Below are 21,913 nucleotides of genomic sequence, written 5' to 3'. Positions count from 1 at the left end.
CGTTGGATTCATTTGATCTGATCTCACTTGACGGACCGAAACGCGACATACTGTTTTATGCACAATTAGAATGTAGGAAATAAACAGCATAACGATCAGATATATGGTAACAAAAAACATTTTGTTATTGAGAGTGCGCTTTTGTTGCCTATACTCGCGTCGTGACAGCCTTGAAGTGAAAGGCTTGTTCGCGAAGGCGCAAGGAAGAGTTCATTTCGAATTTCCGATGCGCACTAAAGGCCTCATGCTCCGTCATAAACTGTTGTTGTCTCTGGGGCTGTTGGCCTCCGCGCAAAACGCCATTGCTCAAGATATCCCGAACGCAGGCAATCAAATCCGGCAAATCCCACCAGCCCCATCGGTAGAAAAAGCGCCGCCGCAGATACGAATTCAACAGAAAAACGAAGCGGTGACCGGCCTGCCGGATGGCACAAAGATTCGCGTCGATGTGCTCCAGCTTACGGGTGCACATGTTTATTCGGTTGCCGAATTGATCGGGCTCAGCGGCTTTGAACCGGGCACTGAGTTGTCGCTGTCCGAACTGCGCGGGATAGCCACCAAGATTACCGACCATTACCATAAAGAGGGCTACTTCCTGGCTCAGGCTTATCTGCCCGCGCAGGACATCAGGAATGGCGCTGTGACTATTGCCATCCTGGAAGGTCAGTTTGGAAACATAGAGCTGCGCAATAAGTCCAACTTGTCAGATAGCGTGGTCCATAGCCGGCTCGGTGGCCTCAATAGCGGGGACACCGTTAACATTGAGCCGCTGGAAAATCGTCTCTTGTTGCTGTCGGACATTCCAGGCGTCAATGTGAGTTCGACCCTGACTCCTGGCGCGACGCTCGGCGCGTCGGACCTCATTGTCGATGTGGACCCCGGCAGGCGCGTAACGGGCAGTGTCGACGCCGACAACGCAGGCAACCGCTATACCGGCGAGTATCGCGGCGGCGCAACGGTGAATTTCAATAACTTGCTGGGCCGCGGAGATGTGGCCACACTGCGAGGGGTAACGTCGGGTCGCGGTCTGAACTATGGCCGGGCGTCTTACCAGATGCCGGTAGGCAAAGCGACGGTTGGAATAGCCTATAGTCGCCTGGGGTACAAGCTGGGTGAAGAGTTCGAAAGCCTCGATGCGCACGGCACGGCAGAAGTTGCAAGCGTCTATGGCAGCTACCCGTTGATCCGTTCGCGGAGCTCCAACTTGTCGGTTCAGCTCGGATATGACCACAAGCGTCTCCGGGATAGGGCAGAGCAATTTGTCAGTAACAGAAAAGCCGATGCGTTCAACTTAAGCTTGGTGGGTGATCACCGTGACAATTTCGGCGCAGGCGGGCTAAGCGCGTTTTCGTTGACTGCGACCACTGGCAAGATCAATATACAAACCCCCGAGCCGCGTGCCTATGACGCCATCACCGCACGCAGCAACGGCCACTACAACAAGTTCAGTTTCAGCGCCATGCGCCTGCAGAATTTGACCCAGTCAGTGTCTCTGTATGCAGGCATTAATGGGCAGTTTGCTTCAAAGAACCTGGATAGCTCGGAAAAGATGAGTCTTGGTGGAATAAACGGCGTGCGGGCTTATCCACAAGGCGAGGCCTGGGGTGATGAGGGCTACGTAATCAATGTCGAGGCCCGCTGGCTATTGCCACAATTTTCTCCGAATCAGTTGGGTCAGGTACAACTGGTCGCTTTCGCCGATACCGGCACCGTGAGCGCGCATAAAAACCCTTGGTCTTCAGAGTCGAATCGAAGGACATTAAGTGGTGCAGGCGTGGGTGTCAATTGGATGGACTACAACAATTTCGCGGTCAAGCTCGCGTACGCACGCAAGCTGGGGAATGAGGAAACCTTGTCGGCTCCGGATAAGGATGGACGCTTCTGGGTCCAGCTCGTCAAGTATTTCTAATTTCGACACCGGGCGCAAGTTCGCCTGGCGTTTCAAATCACTATCCAGCAGCACCTCACCTCGGCGCAAGCATAATGGCACACCCGCACGTTCTATTCTTTAAAACTATTACCCTTTTTGTAGCACTGGCCTTTGGTCCTGCGGCCTGGGCCCTGCCCACAGGTGGCGTAGTCGTCGAAGGCAGCGCTGGCATTGCCAACGACACAGCCAGTTCAATGACTGTTACGCAGTCAACCGCCAAGGCAATCATCAATTGGCAGGGGTTCAGCATAGGGTCCGGCGAAGCGGTGCGTTTTCAGCAGCCCGATGCCAATTCGGTGACGCTTAACCGCGTCATGGGCTCTGATCCCTCCGCCATCATGGGCAATCTTAGCGCCAACGGCAAGGTATTTCTGGTCAACCCGAATGGCATACTTTTCGGACAGCATGCAGCCGTTAATGTCGGTGGCCTGACCGCGTCCACGCTTGGGATTGCGAATGCCGACTTCATGTCCGGCAATTACCAGTTTTCGGGTGCAAACGGCGGCTCGGTCGTTAATCATGGAGCGATCAACGCCGGCGACGGTGGTTATGTTGCCCTGCTAGGCGCGAAGGTGAGCAACCACGGAACCATAGTGGCCAGGCTGGGAACGGTCGCGTTGGCTGCTGGCAACACTGTCACGCTTGACGTCGCCGGGGACAAGTTGTTGAATGTCGCTGTCACTCAAGGTGCGGTTGATGCGTTGGCGGAGAACGGTGGGCTTATCCGGGCGGATGGCGGTCACGTGCTGATGACGACTCAGGCAGCCGGCAGCCTGCTATCCAACGCGGTCAACAACACCGGCGTGATTCAAGCGCAAACCATAGGGAATGTTGGCGGCGTCATCAAACTGCTGGGAGGCATGCAAAATGGCGTAGTGAGAGCGGACGGCACGTTGGACGCGAGCGCGCCTAACGGCGGTAACGGCGGTTTCATTGAAACGTCCGCTGCACATGTCAGGATCGCAGACAGCGTACGTGTCACGACGATCGCGCCCAGCGGTCAGACGGGTACCTGGCTGATCGATCCTCAGGATTTTATTATCGGCAGCGGTGGCAATATATCTGGTTCGACACTAGGTGGACAGCTGGTCACCAGCAGTATCACCATCGATACGGCGACAGGTCCTGGTGCTGCATTGCCTGGCAATGGTGATATCTACGTAAATGACGCGATCACATGGACGGCGAGCGGAACGCCCACCACGCTGACCCTGAATGCCGTTGGTGATGTGCATATCAATGCGGCGATTTCGGCCACTAATGGAAATCTAGTCGTATGTTGCGGACGCGATGTCAACGTAAATCAAGCCATTACGACGACGAATGGTAGTCTCTTACTGAGCGCCGGTCGGGATCTCAACATGAACGCTGCCGTGACAACGACAGATGGAAACATCATGATGTGCGCGGCGAACGATGTAAACGTGGATGGCGCCATTACACTCACGCGCGGCACACTCGACCCGACACGCAGCTTGGGCTTGCCTGAAGGACTAACGCTAAGTGCTGGTTATGGTGGCGCCGGACCAGGGCTCGCTGGGGGAACTGTGAACTTTGGAGCGGCCGCGCCCCCTGCCGTCGTCACGGTCGCTCCCGTCACGATCAATTACAACCCCGTCTCTTACACCTCGCCCACAGATTATTCGACCCGGTTCACGTTGACGCAAGGTGCGGCCCTGACGCAGCGTATGCTGGTGTTTGGCGATGGTGGCGACAAGGCCTTCGACGGCACTACCGGCACGACACTTTCATCGTTGAAGGGAAGTCCTGCTGGCGTACAGCTTGTCGCTGGCGCCGGGAGCTTCGCAAATTTCAATACTGCTGACGTAGGGACCAGCAAGACGATTACGTATGGCGGATACAGCCTGATTGGCGCGAACGCCAACGATTATGTCTTGGCCAGTAATTGCTGTGGACCGGTGTTTGCGAGGACAACCGGGACCATTAGCCCGACGGTAGCACCGCCTCCTGTCGTGCCCGTGCCTACACCAGTTGTGCCTGATCCTACTCCAGTGGCACCCGTGCCTACCCCTCTCGTCCCGGTTGCTGTTCCAGTTGTTGTTGCGCCTGTTGTGCCAGGTCCGGCATTGCCGGACGGTCGGGTAGTTCCTGGAGCATTGACGCCCGATGGTTTACCGGTAGCTTCCTTCCCCTCATGGCCAAATATCCAACCGGTTCCGCCTGCCATCGTTCCTCCAGGTCCTGTGCCTTCCTGGATGGGGCCTCAATCGGTGGCGTTGCTTGTTACGCCTCCCGCCAGCCCTCCCTCTATGATGCTGGTGCAAGAGCAACCGCCTGCGCCACTGGCTCCGTATATTGCGCCCGTTTTTATTCCCAAGCATGAGCGCAACTAAGCGTCTGCCTGGAGGAATGGTAGCCCGGGCGCTGGGCTTCGCCCTGGCGCTCGTCGGTCTGCTTTTGACCCCCATGGCAGGCGCTCAGGATAAACGGCAAGCTCCAACCAAATACCAGGCGGCCGACGCTCTCGACAATGGGCGTAAAGTGAATGCGGGCGGGGCTTCGTCTTTATCGCAAGGCAAGGCGAGGCGGGCAAATTTCCTGAATGAGCGGCCGTCGCCGGACAGTCGCTACATAGCAGACTGGGTGGTCGACTCCGGTGATAATCAAGGAATGCCGTTCATCATCATCGACAAAGTGGGCGCCATGGCCTTTTTGTTCGGCGCTGAAGGGCAATTGCGGGGTGCTGCACCCGTGCTACTCGGGTCAGCGCGTGGCGACGATGCCGCAGCCGATATCGGAACCCGTAAGTTGGCGGACGTCCGTCCGCACGAGCGTACGACGCCAGCGGGTCGATTCGTGGCCTCATTGGCCAAGAACCTGCGTGGTAACGAGATACTGTGGGTCGATTACGAAACAGGCATTGCCTTGCACCGGGTGGCGACATCGAATGCCAAGGACCGCCGCGCACAGCGTTTGGCAACTGACACTCCTTCGGACAACCGCATTTCGTATGGCTGTATAAACGTTCCCGTCACGTTCTACGAGAACTTGGTGAGTCCCGCGTTTACGGGTACGAACGGTGTCGTTTATGTTTTGCCTGAAGATCAATCTGCCCGCAAGGCATTCGGATCCTATGACGTCGCGGCGCGCGAGGGCTAAGATTCTTGTAGCGATTTAACCGCGGGTGGTGTCGATATGCTATCCGCTCCCCAGTACGTCCTCAAAGAACCGTAAAAGCGCCTGCACGCGTGCCGAGCGCCCCTTGCGTGTAGGCACGAGCAGCATCACGGGGGCATTATCAAATCGCCACTGCTCCAGCACCCTTACCAAGGTCCCTTGTGCAAGCGAATCAGCCACATCCCATTCCGACCGCAATACCAGGCCCATATCTTGTTCGGCCCAATAGCGCGCCGTGCTCCCATCGTTGGTCAAATAAGCCGGCTCGATGCGCAGCGATTCCCGAGTGGCAGCACGCTCGTTCGAGTCGGCCGACACGCGGCGGAAAGACCAAAGCGTCATATCTTCATCGTTTTCACGAATACAGATGCAGTTATGGGCAAGCAAGTCGCGCGGGGTGCCAGGTGTGCCGCGCAGGCGGAGATAAGCCGGGCTGGCGCACAGCCAGCGTTCGTTGCGCGCCAGGGGACGGGCAACCCAGGACGAGTCCCGGACTGTCCCAATATGCACCACGACGTCGGCATCTTGTCGGTCTGACCAGGGAGCTTCGCGCAGATCCAGCTGCAAGCACAGGCCAGGATGCAGCTTTCCGAAGCGAGCCATAATGGGTGCAATGCGGTGCCGCCCGTAGCCGAAGGGCGCAACGACGCGAAGCGTACCAGTCAGGCGACTATCTTCTCGTTGAAACGATTCCGGCAGCGCCTCAAGTTGTCTGAGAAGGATGGCCCCCTCGCTGGCGAAACGCTCTCCTTCCGGCGTCAGGCTAAGCCGTCTTGCGGTACGCGTTGCAAGCGCCAGGCCAAGCGTTGCTTCCAGTTTACGCAGACGCATCGACAGTGCGGACGGCGTGACGTTTAGCGAACGCGCCGCTGCACTGAGCGATGCGGATTTCGCCAGGGCAACCGCCAGTTGCAGGTCCTCGATGCGGATCATTCAGTTCAGCTTAATGATTGATGTGTTTTTATTGAACCACAACTGCAACTAAAGCGCCTACAGTGAGGGCTGGGTACTGTTCTTTACCCGCCCAACCCGTATGGAGACCATCTTGTCAGCCTTGGCCACCCTGGACACACCCGCAGCGCTTATCGACCTGCCCCGCATGCACCACAATATACAGCGCATGCAAGATCGCATGGACGCGCTCGGCGTACGCTTTCGGCCGCACGTCAAGACCAGCAAATGCATCCCTGTCGCCCAGGCGCAGGTCGCTGCAGGTGCGCAAGGAATAACGGTCTCCACGCTTAAAGAAGCTACGCTGTTTTATGCCGACGGCTTCGCCGATATCCTTTATGCCGTTGGAATGACGCCCGGCAAGTTGCCCCAGGTACTGGCTCTGCGGCGCCGCGGCTGCGACTTGAAAATCATCACCGATAGTGTGGCTTCTGCAACGGCCATTGCCGACTTCGGACGAGCGCATGATGAAGTATTCGAAGTATGGATCGAAATTGATAGTGACGGACATCGATCAGGCATCAAGCCCGACGAACCCGCACTTCTGGAAGTGGCACGCGCGCTGCATGATGGCGGCATGCAACTGGGTGGAGTCATGACGCATGCCGGTTCAAGCTACGACTTTGATACGCCTGAAGCGTTGAGTGCTGTGGCTGAACAGGAGCGGCTCGCCTGCGTGCATGCCGCGCAGCGGCTTCGTGCCGCTGGGCTGCCATGCCCGGTGGTAAGCGTGGGCTCTACGCCGACAGCACTCTCCGCTGTGACCCTTGATGGAGTCACTGAAGTCCGTGCTGGCGTCTATGTGTTCTTCGATTTGGTGATGCATAACGTGGGGGTATGCAGCGCAAGCGACATTGCGCTAAGCGTGCTGACTACCGTGATCGGCCACCAGGTAGAAAAGGGTTGGGCTATTGTCGATGCCGGCTGGATGGCCATGAGCCGCGACCGCGGTACACAAAACCAAAAACGGAATTTTGCGTACGGCCAGGCGTGCAGCATCGAAGGCGAAGTCTTGCAGGGTTATCTGCTGACAGGCGCCAACCAGGAGCACGGCATCCTGTCCCGAGAAGGTTCCCCCGATCCGGACATTGCAACGCATTTCCCCGTGGGGACACAACTTCGTATTCTGCCCAATCACGCGTGCGCAACGGGTGCACAGTTTCCGGAATATCAGGCCATTGCTGCAGATGGCGAGATTGCAACCTGGGAGCGTTTCCATGGCTGGTGAGATCAACGACGATGTGAAAACGGTAGCTCCGCCAGACATGGCGCCGCCTGGCGGCCACTATAGCCACGCCACCATCGCCAACGGATTCGTCTTTGTATCAGGTCTGCTGCCCATCGCACCGGACGGCACTCGACTCGTTGATGCCGCGTTCGAAGTGCAGGCAAGCCAGGTTCTGGCGAATCTGAAAGCGGTGCTGGTCGCGGCTGGCAGCGGGATCGATCGGCTGGCTCAAGTACGCGTCTATATCGACTCTGTTGAAAACTGGCCGGCATTCAACATCCTGTATGCGCAATGGGCTGGCGATAGGCGCCCCGCGCGCGCGATAGTTCCGACGGGTCCGTTGCACTTTGGTTTCAAAGTGGAAGTCGAAGCCGTTGCGCTGGCAGGCGAACAGAACTCAACAAAATAATGGAAGTTGGCTGGAATCGGCCAAACATAACAGTCCGGCATTTAACAATACCCGGAAACATCGGAGCAAAACATGAAATTCATACCATTGCGTACTATCCAATATTCGTCGGATTCAGATCCGGTCGCCAGCAATAGCACCCGTTTTGGATGGCACGAGCGCCTTATCCCGCGTAGCATGCCGAAGAAACCGTCACTCCGGTCCTCCGTCAAAAGTGCCGCGGTATTGGTTCTTGCCGCAGCGTGGTGTTCTTCCTCGCTGGCACAGACGGCGCCGAACGCCTGGCCACAAAAACCGATCAACGTCATTATCGCTTCAGCAGCCGGCGGTTCGGCCGACGTATTAAGCCGAATCGTGCTGGATCATCTTTCCAAAGCCACCAATGCCACGTTCGTTGTCAGCAACCGCCCTGGCGCTTCCGGCAATATTGGCATGACGCAGCTAAGCCGGGCTGCGCCGGACGGGTATACGCTGGGCTATGGCAATATCAATACCTTGGCTGTCAACCCGGGCTTGTTCACGAAGCTTCCTTATGATCCGAACGGCGACTTCATTCCGGTTGGTCAGATGTTCTCAACCTATAACGTGCTTGTCGTTGCTGCGGATTCCCCAATCAAGAACGTGGACGAGCTTATCGCAACGGCCAAGAAGAACCCTGGCCAGCTTTCATATGCTGCCGCAGGCATTGGCAGCAGCGGTCACATGGGGGGCGAGCTCTTCAAGAAGATGGCGGGTATCGATGCGCTGTTCATTCCCTATAACGGCGATCCTGCTTCACTGACCGACCTGGCGGGCGGGCGGCTCGACTATACATTCAGCAATATATCGGTGGCATGGCCGTTGGTCCAAAGCGGCAAATTGCGTGCATTGGCAATCACCAGTCGGGAGCGCATCCCGCAATATCCCAATTTGCCGACCTTGAATGAATCGGGATTGGAAGGCTATGAAAATGTGTCGTGGGGCGGCTTGCTGTTTCCTAAAGGCACGCCGCAGCCTATCGTTGAACAGCTTAGCGCAGCCTTGGAAAAAGTCATGAAGACCGATAGCATCCGTGCCAGCCTGGCCAACGCCAATGCATCACCGGGCACCGGTACTCGCGACGACTTTGTGCGCTTTATATCCAGCGAACAGAAAAAATGGGCTCAGGTCATTGAATCCGCGAACATTCCCAAGCAGAACTGAAATTATGTCCGATCCCAGAGTTGCAATTTTAGGTTTTGCCATCGAGTCGAATCGCTTTGCACCGGTGGCGACTCGGGCCGACTTCGTCGATCGCGCTTATCTGGGCGGCGATCAACTGCTGGCGGATGCCCGAAGTCCGGCTCCTGTTATCACGCCTGAGATACCCGCCTTCATCCGTCGCCTGGATCAATCAGGTGCGTGGACACCAGTGCCCATTCTATTTGCCAATGCAGAATCTGGCGGGCCCGTCGATCACAGTTTCTTCAAGGAAACGCTGGCTCTCATGGAGCGTGGATTGCGGGCTGCATTGCCTCTGGATGCTGTCTATATTTGCGAACATGGTGCGGCCATCACCACATCCGAGGACGATCCCGACGGGCAGGTCTTCGAGATGGTAAGGTCGGTCGTAGGTGCGGCAGTGCCAATTGTTGCCACCATCGATCTGCATGCAAATGTGTCGGATCGCATGGTTGACGCTGTAGACACGCTCATCTCGTACCGCCGCAATCCTCATACCGATATGGCGGATCGCGGCGCAGATGCTGCCGATATACTCATGGAAATCTTGCAAGGAGCACACATAACAGTGGCCCATGTCCGCATGCCTGTTTGTCCGCCGCCGACCCAGTTGTTGACTGCGCCCGGGACGGGCCCTTATGCGGACATGATCCAGGCAGCGGAAGCGCTGGGCGATCCACGGATCGTCAATATTTCGATCGTGGGTGGGTTCGCTTATGGCGACACGCCTAAAAACGGTTTGACGGTCATTGTTTCGACCCGGGAAGACGTCCAGTTTGCACGGCAGGTGGCGCTGGACCTGGTTGCTACCGCGTGGCGTGAACGCGCCGCCTTCACGCCTGAGTTGACGTCGCTGGAGCAAGCGGTGGCGTTGGCCAAGGCAGCAGGCGATAATCCGGCACTTCCCGCTGTCCTGTTGGCCGATGTTGCCGACAACCCAGGGGGAGGTGGGCGGGGCAATACTCCCTTCATCCTGCAGGCATTCCTGAAAGCGAATGTCCGCAATGCGACGCTAGGTGTGGTGACAGACCCGGAACTAAGCGCCCAGGCTCATGCCCTCGGCGTTGGCGCTTCGTTTACCGCCCGGTTCAATCGTACGGAGACAACCGTTTATTCGGAGGCATTCGCTGCAACCGCCACGGTTCTGCAGCTGCACTCAGGCAGCGGGATAGGGCGCCGGGGACAATTGGCTGGGTGCAGCTTCAACCTTGGACCGTCTGCACTGCTGCAAATACAAGGGGTGCAAGTCGTCGTAATTACCAACCGGCATCAATGCCATGAGCCTGCGTTCTTCGAAATGTTTGGTATCGACATCGCCACAGTGCGCACCATCGTAGTCAAATCGCGCGGCCATTTCCGTGCGGCATTCGACGAATTCTTTAGTCCGGAGCAGATTGTGAATGTTGACGCCCCCGGACTGACCTCGCCAATATTGTCGCGGTTCGACTTCAAACGCCTGCCTCGGCCCGTTGTTCCTATTGATGATTTAGCAGAGTGGGTTCCGCAAATCCGCCTGTTGTCCAAGTAGGCTCAATAGGTAGCAGGGTTTTCCCGACGGTGCAGCCGATGCCGGTCGGGCAATGGACGGGTGGGCCGTGCTCGTCCGATCGGCGAGAGGCTAATTTGCTGCCGCTCAAGCTTCGATATGCCTGTAGAGCTCGCCAGAACGGACAGATTCAGCCAATTCTGTCTTCACCTGCTCACGGCTCTTGATTGCTACATCCGACTGCGTGGAGTAGTTGTTGGGAAGTACCTCGTTGAGTCTTGCGCCGCTTTCGCCAATTACCATATTACCCGCCTGGATCGCTTCGGCAAGCTCGGCCTTGACCTGGTCGCGAGTCACATCGGAGGTGGCCTGCTGCTGGGCATACATCTGCGGGAATTGTTCATTCAGTCGCGCACTGCTTTCGCCCGTCACGATATTGCCGCTGCGTACGGCCTGGGCCAATTCGGCCTTGACGTGTTCCCGGGTAAGGAGCGTGTCGCTGTTGCTGGCCATGGCTTGACCGGCAAACAGAGTGGCCAGAACTAAGGTCATAGCAGAGATATTGGTTCGTGTCATGATGATTATCCTTTCATTTAATAATTGCGTTGAACCGCCTGGAAACCATTCCGGTGGTTTCGGCGAGTTGTATGTCGTTTAATCTCGTCGATGTAGTAACTTTAAAACTTCCCGACAAATGAATAAATGGATAAGATAGACATACACTGTTCATTTATCGGGAATAATCTGGATTCAATGGGGCAGGCATGGATCATTTGGTATCAATGCGAATTTTCGAGCGGGTGGCAGACGAAGGGGGCTTCGCGGCAGCGGGCCGGGCCATGGACATGTCCCCCCCTGTGGTCACCCGATTGATCGCGGAGCTGGAGGCGTATCTGGGTGCACGTCTGTTTCAACGAACGACGCGGCGTGTGTCGCTGACCGAAGCGGGTCAGGCCTATTTGACCCGCGTCCGGCAGATCCTGCAGGACGTCGACGAAGCGGATGCACTGGCCAGTGCGCATACCAGCACGCTTTCCGGCCGGCTGCGTGTACATACGCAACCGGTTCTTGCAAGTTACGTAATTGCCCCTCTACTGTCGGGGTTTCGCCAGCTTCATCCTGGTATCGTGGTCGACATAGAGGTTGAGAGTCACAGAGATCCGTTGATCGAAGACTTTGACATTACGTTGCTGGGTACCGACGCAAGTTTCAATGCCGACATCGTCGCCCGCAAGATTGTTGACTCGGAAGTCATACTGGTTGCTTCACCGGATTACCTGAAACGTAGCGGATCGCTGAACAAGCCAGAAGATTTGGCCCAGCATGAATGCCTGCGGCTTAAAAATTCGGATGGATCATTACGGCCATGGCGTATGTGGACGAAGCAAAGTCCCGCTGATGTGATCGAGATGAACGTCGATCCTGTGCTTATTGCAAATCACACCGACACCTTGCTTCGCGCGGCACTGGACGCGGCGGGTATTACATCAATAGCGGTAGATATCGTAGCGCCCTATCTTACCCGTGGCGATCTAGTTCGAGTGCTGAATCCATGGATCACGGGTCGACTCGCCATGTACGCGGCGCTGCCCAGTCGTAAGTTCATTCCTCGGCGATCCCAAGTGTTCCTCGATTATCTGGTCGACCATACCCGTGAGCAGACCAGCAAAGCCTTGGCAGCGTGTGAATTCTGCTAGCAGCGCTGCAGCTTGCTTTCGGTAGTCAGTCGAAGGTACAATGCTTTGCATGCAAACTAAAACCCTGTCGAGCACGATGTCTGCGCCTGACCTCCTTCAGGCGCGTTCGCGATTTGGGCTGCTGCTGGGCGGTGTGTACAGGCAGTGGCGCCGGCAGGTGGATTCAAGTTTCAAAGACCTGGGTTTTTCTGATGCCACGCGTATGCCCTTGTTGGTGCTGTACGTGCAAGGGGACGCCCTGCGTCAAAAAGACCTGGCCGATGCTTTGCACCTGGACACTTCCTCGTTGGTGCGCGTATTGGCGCAATTACGCGAGGCACAATTGGTCGATTGGACCTTCGACCCCAGCGACCGGCGCACCAAGCGCATTGCCCTGACAGGCGCGGGGCGCGAAGTCGCCGCATCGATTCTGGCCAGGAGCATGGAAATTGAAAAAAGTATCCTGGCAGACCTCTCGCCACAAGAGCTGGAAACTACGCGCGCCGTCCTGGAAAAAATCTCCGAGCGCTTCAACTCGTTGAGTTTTGAACAAAAACATCAATAGCTACGCTGCACTCTGTCGAGCTGTCCACTACCAAAAAACATGCGGTTCAAAATGAAATTGAAAGGGTCGCCCTTTGCCTGGGTGAGTTTTGCCATGATTGTCGGCGTGATGGGCACGGCGCTCATCTATGTCATTTATATGGGCGGCGCGCTTTGTAGCTTGCTATTTTTTGGTCGCTTGCCGGATCGTGTGGGATTTCGCCCAATGATGCAGTGGGGCTTGGGGCTGGCTTTAATTGGCACGGCCATCAGCCTGATAGCATGGGATATGGCCAGTTTGTGTGTTGGGCGCTTTATTGTCGGTGTGGCTTCAAGCATGGTGACGACGAGTGCCAGCGTCGGCTTGGCCAAGCTGTCCGGATCCAGCAACTTGCAGCGCGTCGCCATGGTGACTGGCTTTCTGATGGCCTTTGGCTTTGGCTTGGGGCCTTTGCTGGGCGGCATCATCGGCCAGTGGGGTCCGTCGCCATTGGTAACCACCTATGTGCCAACCCTGCTTTTGGGCCTATTGGGACTGGCGGCGTTAAGCTGCCTGGAATTGCCGGAGAATGCAAAACCCAAGCCTGGGGGGCGGCGCTTGGGCTTGCGCGATGTCTTGCCAAAGCTGACGTGGCCGGAGTCGAACACGTCCAAAGCCTTTGTGCTGACCTGTTGTTTACCATTCCTGGCATTTGGCGTCTTCGGCCTCTATGCGTCCATGGCGCCGTTGTTCCTGGATAAGCTGGTGCCTTGGCATGGTCCTGTGGTCAGCGGCACAGCCATTGCATTGATCCTGTTTTGCTCGGCCGTCGTCCAGGTAATTGCCGGACGTATGCCGACGCACTGGTGTGGTGCCGTGGGGTTGTTGGGCTTGGCAGCCAGCAACGCTTTGTTGATGATCAACTTGTGGGCGGGTTCGGCCATCTTGTTTGCCTTGGGCGTGTTGCTCACCGCGTTGGGCCATGGCATGTCCATGCTTGCCGGTATGAGCATGGTGAACCGCCTTGCCACGTCCAACAATCGCTCGGGACTGCTGGCCACTTACCTGGTGATCGGTTACCTGGGCAGCATGGCGCCCATGATGGGGATAGGCTGGATCGCCGACCACTGGGGCATGGAGGTGGCGGTATGCATTTTTTGCACTATGGTTATAGGAATGGGGATGATTGTGGCAGTGCTTTTCCAGCGTCATCCTCGCATGCGGTCTTCATTGACGCAGGCGTAACCATTCCCCCGCCTCCCGATGCGCCTGCTCCGGCGTGCATCGTGCTGCGCTCTTTCGCGGGTCATGTGCCGGACCATCCATTGGTCCTGGTCGCCAGCCCGCCCCGGTGTTCCATTAATGCGTAAGGATCTTGGAGAGGAAATCCTGGGCGCGGGGTGAGAGCGTGTGGGTGTGCCCGAAGAAATGCTCAGTCGTGCAGTCTTCGATGATGCGTCCGCCATCCATGAAAATGACCCGGTCACTGACTTCCCTGGCGAAACCCATTTCGTGACTGACACAGACCATTGTCATCCCGTCCTGCGCCAATCCCCTCATGACATCAAGCACTTCCCCGACCATTTCGGGATCGAGGGCTGATGTAGGTTCGTCAAACAACATGACGATGGGATCCATTGCCAGGGCTCGTGCAATGGCGACTCGTTGTTGTTGCCCACCTGACAATTGGCCCGGATGCTTGTCCGCATGCAGGCGCAGGCCAACCCGATCAAGAAGCGTTACGCCTCGTGCAGCGGCATCGTCTTTTGTGCGGCCCAATACTTTCACTTGTGTCAGCGTCAAGTTTTCCATGACGGTCAAATGCGGGAAGAGCTCAAAGTGCTGGAACACCATTCCGACCCTTGCCCGTAACGCCGGCAGGTTAGTGGTCTTGTCGTGCACCGCTACATCGTCAACGTATATTTCACCTTCCTGGTGTGGTTCGAGCGCATTGATGGTCTTGATCAGCGTTGACTTTCCCGAACCAGATGGTCCGCACACCACCACGACTTCACCTTTGGCCACGCTGGTGCTGCATCCATTCAGAACCTTGAATTCGCCATACCATTTCGAAACCTTATCCAGCTTGATCATTCTTATTAGCCTCTTTAACGCCGCAGCTAGTATGCGACCTGGTTTTTCTTCAATTTGGTGACCAGCCATACGCCCAGGGAGCAGACTGCCAAATACACTGCCGCCACGAACAAGTACATCTCGACCAAAGTGCCATCGCGATGAGCGACTTTGGTCGCCGCTCCCAGGAAATCGTTGAGGCTGATCACATAGACAAGAGAAGTGTCCTTTAGCAAAGCAATAGTTTGGTTGATGAGCGAAGGCGTCATATTCCGGATTGCCTGGGGCAGGATCACATACCGCAGGGCCTGCCAACGGTTTAACCCTAATGCCGTCGCCGCATGCATCTGCCCGTTTCGTACGCTGAGAATCCCGGCGCGAATAATCTCGCAATAATAGGCGGCCTCTGCCAGGACGAAGGCAGCAAGAGCGGCATAGATGGGACCGACACCTGCATACGGATTCCCTGTTATTGCGCGCAAGACAAACGGCACAAGAAAGAAAAACCAGAATATGGTCAGAATCAGCGGAATGGAGCGGAATAGATTGACGTAGAAGGCAGCGGCCACGGCTAGCCATCGCGGTCCGTACAAACGGGCCAGCGCTAGCAGGACGCCGGCGGAGATTCCCAGCGTCATACCGACGCTGACGAGCAGGGCAGTCATCGCCATGCCGTCGAGTATCAGTGGCCATCCACGTACCAGCGAGCCCCAATCAAAACTGTAATCCATTGATCACGCTCCCAAAAAACCGGGAATACGCGACGCTCTTTCGATACGTTGCATAAACCAGATAACCGTTAACGTCACGAATGTGTAAATGACGGTTGCCGCGATATATGCTTCAAACGGTTGTGCGCTGAAGTCGCCAATCTGCCTGGTCTGTCCGGTAAGTTCCATGAAGCCTATGGTCAACGCCACCGACGAATTCTTGAATACGTTCAGAAAATCCGAGGTGAGCGGCGGCATAATGATCCGGAAGGCCTGCGGCAATATGACATGGCGGTACGAGCCCATGCCGTTCAATCCCAAAGCCGATGCAGCATGTGTCTGACCACGGCTTACAGCCTGGATGCCGGAACGTATCACTTCGGCGGCCTTCGCAGCGGTATATAAGGTCAGTGCCAAAAGGGCGGTCAAAAACTGATTCAGGGTAGGATCCATCTGCTTGATGGCCATGCCCCAGCGTGTCGGGAGCAGCTCCGGGACGACGTAGAACCAGAGGAACACTTGTACGAGCAGCGGAGTATTACGAAAGCAATGTACGAATAGGCCGGCTGGCAAGCTGAGCCAACGGGCCGGCAGTGTGCGCGCAATACCTAGCAACACCCCGAGACCCAGGGCCAGGAACCAAGAAAGCAGGGAGAGCAGAACCGTGCGTCCGAGGCCCTGGAGAATCAATTCCCAGTACTGTCCTTCCCCAGTAAGGGAAGGCTTGAAAAAGATGAGAAAGTCCCAGGAATACTGCATGGCCTTACAACACGCGATCGTTCGGGTTTGCAATCAGGTCGCGAATAACGGGCGACATCGCTGCGTTGATGTTGAAACCGCCGCGAACCTTGATAGGGCTCAGAAAATATTTGTTGTAGAGATTGGTGATTTCACCGCTTTTCATCATGCCGGTAATGACGCCGTCGACCAGGGACTTGAACTCGGTGTCGCCCTTGCGCAGCATGCAGGCATACGCTTCGGGCTGCAATACATCGCCAACAACATTCCATTCTTTGGGATCGCGGGAACGCGCAACAAGACTATGGAGCACCATGTCGTCCATCAACGCGGCGGCGGCGCGCCCAGTCTGTACGGTCATAAAGGTGTTATCAATGTCTTTGCCCAGCACGATATTGACGTTCCATTTTTTGTTCTCATTAAGGCGGCGCAATAAGCGCTCGGCCGTCGTGCCGGCGCTGACCACAACGTTTTTGCCGGCAATATCATCCCAATTCCTGATGCGCGAACTGGCGGGCACCAGCATGCGTGTTCCCACGACGAAAAACGACGTTGAGAAGTTCACCTGATTCTCACGTTCCAGACTGTGGGTGGTTGAGCTGCATTCCAGATCGATAGTCTGGTTCGCAACCAGTGGAATCCGTGTCTGCGGAGTGACTTCCATCGTGCGAATTTGCACGTCTTTACGCGATACCGTGGCTTTCACCTTGTCGGCAACGCGTTGCGCGATTTCCCAGGCGAAACCTGCCTGTTTGTTGTCATCATCCAGGTAATTGAATGGGATCGAAGCGGCGCGGGTGGCGATTGTGAACGTGCCGGTTTCTTCCACCTTTTTCAATGTGGTGGCGACATCTTGTGCATAGGCCGGTGCTGCCATGCCGACCAGCGCCGCAAGAATGGGTGCTAGCGTCCATACGTATTTCATTTTTGTCTCCCGGAGGTTGGAATAGGGTCGCGTCAGCATCGCCGCGGCCGCGTGGGTTTATACAGATTCTTTGGCCGACGACGCGTTCAGGACTTCGTCGAACGCTTCCAGCGATCGGCCGAGTTCATCGATTAACGTTGTGTCATCTTCAATGCCGACGGCCAGGCGGATGACCGGGGCTTGTACCGTCGGGAAACGCCGATTGGCTTGGTTTTGCACGGGGTAGAACGCCGCAAGACTATGCAGTCCTCCATAACTTGCGCCAATGGCAATGTGCTTGAAGGCATTGAAAAGAGCCCGGAAAGCGTCGAGTGGGGCGTCTTGCAACACTAAGGAGAACAGGCTGCCACTTCCAGTGAACTGGGCGCGCCACAAGCTGTGAGTGCCAAACGACGCCAGCGCAGGATGAAGTACCTGGCGCACCATTGGATGACCTTGCAGAAATTCCGCGATGCGCAACGCCTTTGCCGACTGGGCTTCCAGCCTTAAGGCCATGGTATCGAGTCCGCGCTGGACCAGGAAACAATCATCGGCACTGACGGCCAAACCCATGCTGGACTGCAAGGCGCGTAGCGCCGAATGCAGCGCCACGTCATTGGTGCTGATTGAGCCCATCAGTAGATCGGAATGGCCGCCCATGTGCTTGGAGCAGGCGTGTATGCACAGGTCCACACCCAACGAAAGTGGCGAATAGTACAAGGGGCTGGCCCAGCTGTTGTCGATCGCCGTCAGGACGCCGCGCGCTTTCGCTTGGGCAACGATAGCAGGAACGTCCTGCACCTCCATCGTGATGGTGCCCGGCGACTCCAGCCATATCAGCCGGGTATTGGGCCGGATCATGGCGGCGATTGCGTCGCCTATGCAGGGATCATAGCGTTCGACCTCTACTCCCAACTGCGTGAGGCGGAAGGCGAAATCATGTGCGGGGCCGTAAGAAGCATCCGATATCAGGAAGTGATCGCCGGCTTTCAAGAGAGCCAGCATGGTCAGGCTGATGGCAGCCTGGCCCGATGGTACAACCAGGCAGTGCCTGGCCTTGTCCAGGCTGGCGATGCGGGTTTCCAAGCCCCGGTGCGTCGGTGTGCCGGTGACACCGTAGGTATAGCCGTCGGCCGGTCGCGATTTGCGCGCAACAAAGTCGTCCAGCGTGGCGAAGGTGATCGTCGATGCGCGGAATACGGCGGGCGACAGGCTGGAAAAGCCGCCGGCTTGTGCGTCTGAACAACGACCGGGTTCGATGATTTCTAATTTGTTCATGCTTGAAAGTATAGTGTCGAAGCAATAAGAAATAATCGCCACTTTTTTATCACTCTAGAAGCCATTGTTATATGTTGCTGAAAGAAATCGAAGTCTTCCGTACGGTCATGACATGCGGCACCACCAGCAAGGCAGCCAAACTGCTAGGCGTATCGCAGCCCGCCATAAGCCAGTCATTGCGTCGTCTGGAGGCACAAGCCGGAATCGCGCTGTTTCTTCGCCTGCGAGGCAGACTGCACGCGACGCCAGAAGCACAGGCCTTGCTTGTCGAGGTTGATCGGTGCTTTGTGGGACTCGATGCGATTGAACACCGTTTGCGTAGTTTGCGTCAGTTCAGCGGCGGCCGCCTGAGTGTGGCGAGCCTGCCGGCCCTGGGCATCGGGTTTTTGCCAAGAGTCTTGGGCTCTATGGATCTTCTCGCGAAGCAGCGCACGATATCGCTGCAGATCATGAGCTCACGGGAGGTGCGCGAGCGCCTATTATCGGGGCAGTGCGACATGGGCCTGATGGCTGACGAAGTATCGACAATAGGACTGGAGCATTCCTTCTTTAGCAGGCTGAACGGAATCATTGCCCTGCCTGCCACCCATCCCCTGGCAGGCAAGTCGATCATCAAGCCGACCGATCTGCACGGCCAGCCATTCATCGCTCTGAATCCCGAGGACACTTCACGGCGCCAGCTTCAGGTCATCCTGGACAAGCACTCCGTCACGCCTTCTGTCCTGGTTGAAACTCCTTATTCGGTCAGCGTTTGCGAAATGGTCCAGCAGGGGCTGGGTATAGGCTTGGTGAGTCCGGTAATGGCCCTGGACTATGCGCAGCGCGGTATTGTCTTGCGGCGTTTTACGGAAACGATCACGTTCACCTGTATTTTGGGATTTCCGGTAGGGAAACAACTGACCAGCTTTACACAAGCGTTTCTGTCGGCAATGCGCACTCAGCTGGAGAAGGATATGAAAACGCTTGACGCGCTTATGTCCTGACCTTGTCCACTGAGCACGGCGGATATTCTTGTGGCGCATGCTCGCCCGCGTTGCAGGCGATGTCCCGATGGTGTTTATGATACTGGTTACGTCCGACATCATTCCTGGCAAGGAACAGCGTGTCGTCCCTTTGATTTTTGCGTGTGGAGAATTTATGGAAATGTTTGGCATCCCTTTCGGAGTTACCAAATGGGAAGAGGTCGTGACAACAGTACATCCCGGCGAGACTGGCCAAGCCGTCTGGCGCACGCAATATTTTGGAGATATCCGTACACGGACCGTCGAGTATTCGGCCGGCTATCTGGCCGATCATTGGTGCACCAAGGGCCACATTCTGTATTGTCTGGAGGGCGAATTGCGCACTGAACTTGAGGATGGTCGGACATTTCTCCTCAAGCCGGGAATGAGTTATCAAGTCGCCGACCACGCCGAGCCGCATCGTTCGTCAACGACTACGGGTGCGAAATTATTCATCGTTGATTAGTTCGCTAGATATCCAGCGCCGTCTTCGAATAAGGCACGAGACTTGTGTTTTTACGCAAGGCTGGTTTGTCGTCACAAGACTAGGAACATCTGACGCCTGCACCTAAACTGGCAGAACTCTAAAAGTCAAAAAACGAAGCGAAATGGCGGCGTGTTACGACGACCGGGACGCGTGCATGAGACAACTGAATGAACATCTGTGTACTGGATGACTACCAAGCTGTGGCTTCGCAATGTGCCAATTGGGACCAGCTTGGAAACGCGGACACTGTCCATTTTTTCAACGAGCCTATTCCCCAGACTAATCTGGTTGAGCGCTTGAAGCAATACGATGTGATCGTCGCGATGCGCGAACGCACTCGTTTCCCCGCCGCCTTATTGCGTCAACTTACCAACCTGCGCTTGTTGGTGACAACTGGGCCGCGCAACAAAGCGATTGACCTGGCTGCGTGCCGCGAACTCGGCATCGTAGTGTGCGGCACGCGCAGTGATCCCTTGTTAGCGGCAGAGCACGCGTGGGCAATGATAATGGCCCTTTTCAAGCGCGTAGCACCGAACGACGCTGACTTGCGCCGAGGGCTATGGCAACCGGCTTTGAATTTCTCAATGAAGGGCTGCGTTCTTGGCTTGATTGGACTTGGCAAGCTGGGTCAACGGATGGCCCACTTCGGACGCGCGTTCGATATGGAGGTGATCGCATGGAGTCCCAATTTGACCGCCGAGCGATGCGCGCCATTCAATGTCCACTATGTCGGGAAGCAGGAACTGCTTAGCCGAGCCGATGTAGTGAGTGTCCACATGGTGCTCGGGGAAAGCACCAGAAATATCCTCGCGGCACAGGATCTTCGGTTCATGAAAAATTCCGCTTATCTTGTGAACACGTCTCGTGGCGGCTTGGTGGACGAAGCCGCCTTATGCGAGGCATTGAAGGAAGGCCGCCTGGCCGGCGCCGCTCTGGATGTGTTCGATGTAGAGCCGTTACCTGCCGATTCATCGGTACTGCGGGCGCCCAATATGTTGCTGAGCCCCCATGTCGGGTACGGGTCGTGGCAGAACTATCGGGTCTATTACGGTGATGCCGTGGAGAACATTAAACAGTGGCGTGCCGGCAACCCGATTCGACTGCTGGAAGGCTGAACGGACATATGCCTGCGCACTGTGCCTAGGTAGAAAAATCAATCAATGGAGATGAAAAATGTTATTGCGTTCAGCATTCACGGCTTTGGCCATGGTTTGTAGCGTCGGGGCCCATGCAGCCGAATTTCCCGACAAGATTGTCCGCCTGATCGTACCTTTCGCCGCTGGAGGCAACACCGACAACCTGACACGCATTTTTGCAGAAGGTCTGTCTGTGAAATGGGGGCAAACGGTGATCGTCGAGAATAAGCCTGGCGGCGGCGCAACGATAGGAGCGGCACACGTCGCGCGCTCAGCGCCTGATGGGTATACGTTGTTGCTGGGTAGCGTCGGCATGGCGACCAATCAATATTTGTTCAAGAAAATGCCATACCAACCCGCCGACCTGACTCCGCTAGCCATGGTCGCACAAGGCCCGAACGTACTGTTTATCCATCCCGGCTTGCCATACAAAAATGTGACTGACTTGATTCAACACGCCAAGTCACATCCCGGTGCTGTCACGTTCGCGTCATCGGGCGTGGGAACCAGCCCGCATCTGGCCGCTGAACTGTTCGCCAACCGCGCGGGCATCGAGATCATCCATGTTCCCTATCGTGGGGCAAACCCGGCCGCGAATGATCTGATGGGTGGGCAGGTCAATGCCTTCTTCTCGGTGCTTAACCTCATGCCTCATGTGGAACAGGGCCGACTTCGCGCATTGGCGGTTACCAGCGAAGAAAGAATCCCGGAAGTACCAGAATTGCCGACTGTAGACGAGGCTGGTAAAACTGAAGGGGTTGTTTCAGGTACGTGGTTCGGTTTCTTTGCCCCTGCAAATGTACCTGACGACGTAAAGCAGAAGATCGTCGGTGGATTGCGCGAGGTGGCATCCCAAAAGGAGACCAAAGAGAAAATTGCAGCACTGGCGCTCTCGCCTGTGTATGCCGATACCGCGGAATTCAAGAAATTCATCGCCGCCGAAGAGAAGCGATGGAGCGAAGTCATTCAACAGCAAAAAATCTCCGTCGATTGACGAATGAACATGTTAAACCAAGGACCAGCACCTTATGACTTCTGCCCGGAT

At 56.2% G+C, this 21,913-nt stretch carries 21 protein-coding genes; 14 read left to right on the top strand and 7 right to left on the bottom strand.

Features of this window, described 5'->3' with window-relative positions:
* Window positions 1-244 precede the first annotated feature (244 nt).
* The 3 genes from CR155_RS07850 to CR155_RS07840 all read left to right on the top strand — a co-directional run bounded on the left by CR155_RS07850 (window position 245) and on the right by CR155_RS07840 (window position 5,050).
* Window positions 245-1,909, top strand: coding sequence for a ShlB/FhaC/HecB family hemolysin secretion/activation protein (locus CR155_RS07850; RefSeq protein WP_102069494.1), 1,665 nt, complete (start codon window positions 245-247; stop codon window positions 1,907-1,909).
* 74 nt (window positions 1,910-1,983) lie between these two features.
* Window positions 1,984-4,284 (top strand): two-partner secretion domain-containing protein, encoded by a 2,301-nt coding sequence (locus CR155_RS07845; RefSeq protein ID WP_102069425.1) that lies wholly within the window; start codon window positions 1,984-1,986, stop codon window positions 4,282-4,284.
* Window positions 4,271-5,050, top strand: coding sequence for a hypothetical protein (locus CR155_RS07840; protein WP_233214024.1), 780 nt, complete (start codon window positions 4,271-4,273; stop codon window positions 5,048-5,050). The genes CR155_RS07845 and CR155_RS07840 overlap by 14 nt, the downstream gene beginning before the upstream one ends.
* A 39-nt stretch (window positions 5,051-5,089) precedes the next feature.
* On the opposite strand, the gene CR155_RS07835 is transcribed toward CR155_RS07840, so the two are convergent.
* Window positions 5,090-6,001 (bottom strand): LysR substrate-binding domain-containing protein, encoded by a 912-nt coding sequence (locus CR155_RS07835; protein WP_102069424.1) that lies wholly within the window; start codon window positions 5,999-6,001, stop codon window positions 5,090-5,092.
* 100 nt (window positions 6,002-6,101) lie between these two features.
* On the opposite strand from CR155_RS07835, the gene CR155_RS07830 reads away from it, so the two are divergent.
* The 4 genes from CR155_RS07830 to CR155_RS07815 all read left to right on the top strand — a co-directional run bounded on the left by CR155_RS07830 (window position 6,102) and on the right by CR155_RS07815 (window position 10,384).
* Window positions 6,102-7,247 (top strand): DSD1 family PLP-dependent enzyme, encoded by a 1,146-nt coding sequence (locus tag CR155_RS07830; protein ID WP_102069423.1) that lies wholly within the window; start codon window positions 6,102-6,104, stop codon window positions 7,245-7,247.
* On the top strand, window positions 7,237-7,656 hold the full coding sequence (locus CR155_RS07825; RefSeq protein WP_102069422.1) for a RidA family protein: 420 nt from the start codon (window positions 7,237-7,239) through the stop codon (window positions 7,654-7,656). The genes CR155_RS07830 and CR155_RS07825 overlap by 11 nt, the downstream gene beginning before the upstream one ends.
* Before the next feature lie 72 nt (window positions 7,657-7,728).
* A complete protein-coding gene (locus CR155_RS07820; protein ID WP_233214022.1) occupies window positions 7,729-8,838 on the top strand; it encodes a Bug family tripartite tricarboxylate transporter substrate binding protein in 1,110 nt (369 codons plus the stop codon).
* Window positions 8,839-8,842: 4 nt separating this feature from the next.
* A complete protein-coding gene (locus tag CR155_RS07815; protein WP_102069421.1) occupies window positions 8,843-10,384 on the top strand; it encodes a M81 family metallopeptidase in 1,542 nt (513 codons plus the stop codon).
* A gap of 105 nt (window positions 10,385-10,489) precedes the next feature.
* Here the strand turns inward: CR155_RS07815 and CR155_RS07810 are convergent, their stop codons facing one another.
* Entirely contained in the window at window positions 10,490-10,918 is a 429-nt protein-coding gene (locus tag CR155_RS07810; RefSeq protein ID WP_102069420.1) for a DUF4148 domain-containing protein, read from the bottom strand.
* Window positions 10,919-11,106: 188 nt separating this feature from the next.
* Between CR155_RS07810 and CR155_RS07805 the strand changes: the two genes are divergently transcribed.
* The 3 genes from CR155_RS07805 to CR155_RS07795 are packed head-to-tail and all read left to right on the top strand — an operon-like array spanning window position 11,107 to window position 13,786.
* Window positions 11,107-12,039 carry a LysR family transcriptional regulator gene (locus CR155_RS07805; RefSeq protein ID WP_102069419.1) on the top strand — a complete coding sequence of 311 codons (933 nt, stop codon included), beginning with the start codon at window positions 11,107-11,109 and terminating at the stop codon, window positions 12,037-12,039.
* 49 nt (window positions 12,040-12,088) lie between these two features.
* Window positions 12,089-12,583, top strand: coding sequence for a MarR family winged helix-turn-helix transcriptional regulator (locus tag CR155_RS07800; RefSeq protein ID WP_233214021.1), 495 nt, complete (start codon window positions 12,089-12,091; stop codon window positions 12,581-12,583).
* Window positions 12,584-12,634: 51 nt separating this feature from the next.
* Window positions 12,635-13,786, top strand: a complete 1,152-nt coding sequence (locus CR155_RS07795; RefSeq protein ID WP_102069418.1) for an MFS transporter — start codon at window positions 12,635-12,637, stop codon at window positions 13,784-13,786.
* 114 nt (window positions 13,787-13,900) lie between these two features.
* On the opposite strand, the gene CR155_RS07790 is transcribed toward CR155_RS07795, so the two are convergent.
* Genes CR155_RS07790 through CR155_RS07770 form a run of 5 tightly spaced genes read right to left on the bottom strand, consistent with a single transcriptional unit; the run spans window position 13,901 to window position 18,244 of the window.
* Window positions 13,901-14,635, bottom strand: coding sequence for an amino acid ABC transporter ATP-binding protein (locus tag CR155_RS07790; protein WP_102069417.1), 735 nt, complete (start codon window positions 14,633-14,635; stop codon window positions 13,901-13,903).
* 26 nt (window positions 14,636-14,661) lie between these two features.
* Window positions 14,662-15,345 (bottom strand): amino acid ABC transporter permease, encoded by a 684-nt coding sequence (locus CR155_RS07785; RefSeq protein WP_102069416.1) that lies wholly within the window; start codon window positions 15,343-15,345, stop codon window positions 14,662-14,664.
* A 3-nt stretch (window positions 15,346-15,348) separates the two neighbouring features.
* Window positions 15,349-16,083: an amino acid ABC transporter permease gene (locus CR155_RS07780; RefSeq protein ID WP_102069415.1), complete on the bottom strand. Its 735-nt coding sequence runs from the start codon at window positions 16,081-16,083 to the stop codon at window positions 15,349-15,351.
* 4 nt (window positions 16,084-16,087) lie between these two features.
* Window positions 16,088-16,987: a transporter substrate-binding domain-containing protein gene (locus tag CR155_RS07775; protein WP_102069414.1), complete on the bottom strand. Its 900-nt coding sequence runs from the start codon at window positions 16,985-16,987 to the stop codon at window positions 16,088-16,090.
* 57 nt (window positions 16,988-17,044) lie between these two features.
* Window positions 17,045-18,244 carry a trans-sulfuration enzyme family protein gene (locus CR155_RS07770; RefSeq protein WP_102069413.1) on the bottom strand — a complete coding sequence of 400 codons (1,200 nt, stop codon included), beginning with the start codon at window positions 18,242-18,244 and terminating at the stop codon, window positions 17,045-17,047.
* Between the two features lie 71 nt (window positions 18,245-18,315).
* On the opposite strand from CR155_RS07770, the gene CR155_RS07765 reads away from it, so the two are divergent.
* The 4 genes from CR155_RS07765 to CR155_RS07750 all read left to right on the top strand — a co-directional run bounded on the left by CR155_RS07765 (window position 18,316) and on the right by CR155_RS07750 (window position 21,862).
* Window positions 18,316-19,227, top strand: a complete 912-nt coding sequence (locus tag CR155_RS07765) for a LysR substrate-binding domain-containing protein (protein WP_102069412.1) — start codon at window positions 18,316-18,318, stop codon at window positions 19,225-19,227.
* A gap of 154 nt (window positions 19,228-19,381) precedes the next feature.
* The gene (locus tag CR155_RS07760; protein WP_102069490.1) at window positions 19,382-19,711 is read left to right on the top strand and encodes a DHCW motif cupin fold protein; all 330 of its coding nucleotides are present in this window, start codon (window positions 19,382-19,384) and stop codon (window positions 19,709-19,711) included.
* A 188-nt stretch (window positions 19,712-19,899) separates the two neighbouring features.
* Window positions 19,900-20,847, top strand: a complete 948-nt coding sequence (locus CR155_RS07755; RefSeq protein ID WP_102069411.1) for a D-2-hydroxyacid dehydrogenase family protein — start codon at window positions 19,900-19,902, stop codon at window positions 20,845-20,847.
* 58 nt (window positions 20,848-20,905) lie between these two features.
* Window positions 20,906-21,862, top strand: coding sequence for a Bug family tripartite tricarboxylate transporter substrate binding protein (locus CR155_RS07750; protein ID WP_102069410.1), 957 nt, complete (start codon window positions 20,906-20,908; stop codon window positions 21,860-21,862).
* Window positions 21,863-21,913: the final 51 nt, after the last annotated feature.

The sequence above is a fragment of the Pollutimonas nitritireducens genome (assembly GCF_002849615.1).
GTDB classification, from domain to species: domain Bacteria; phylum Pseudomonadota; class Gammaproteobacteria; order Burkholderiales; family Burkholderiaceae_B; genus Pollutimonas; species Pollutimonas nitritireducens.
Note: the sequence above shows the minus strand (reverse complement) of the source record. Positions and strands in the feature narration are given on the sequence as shown.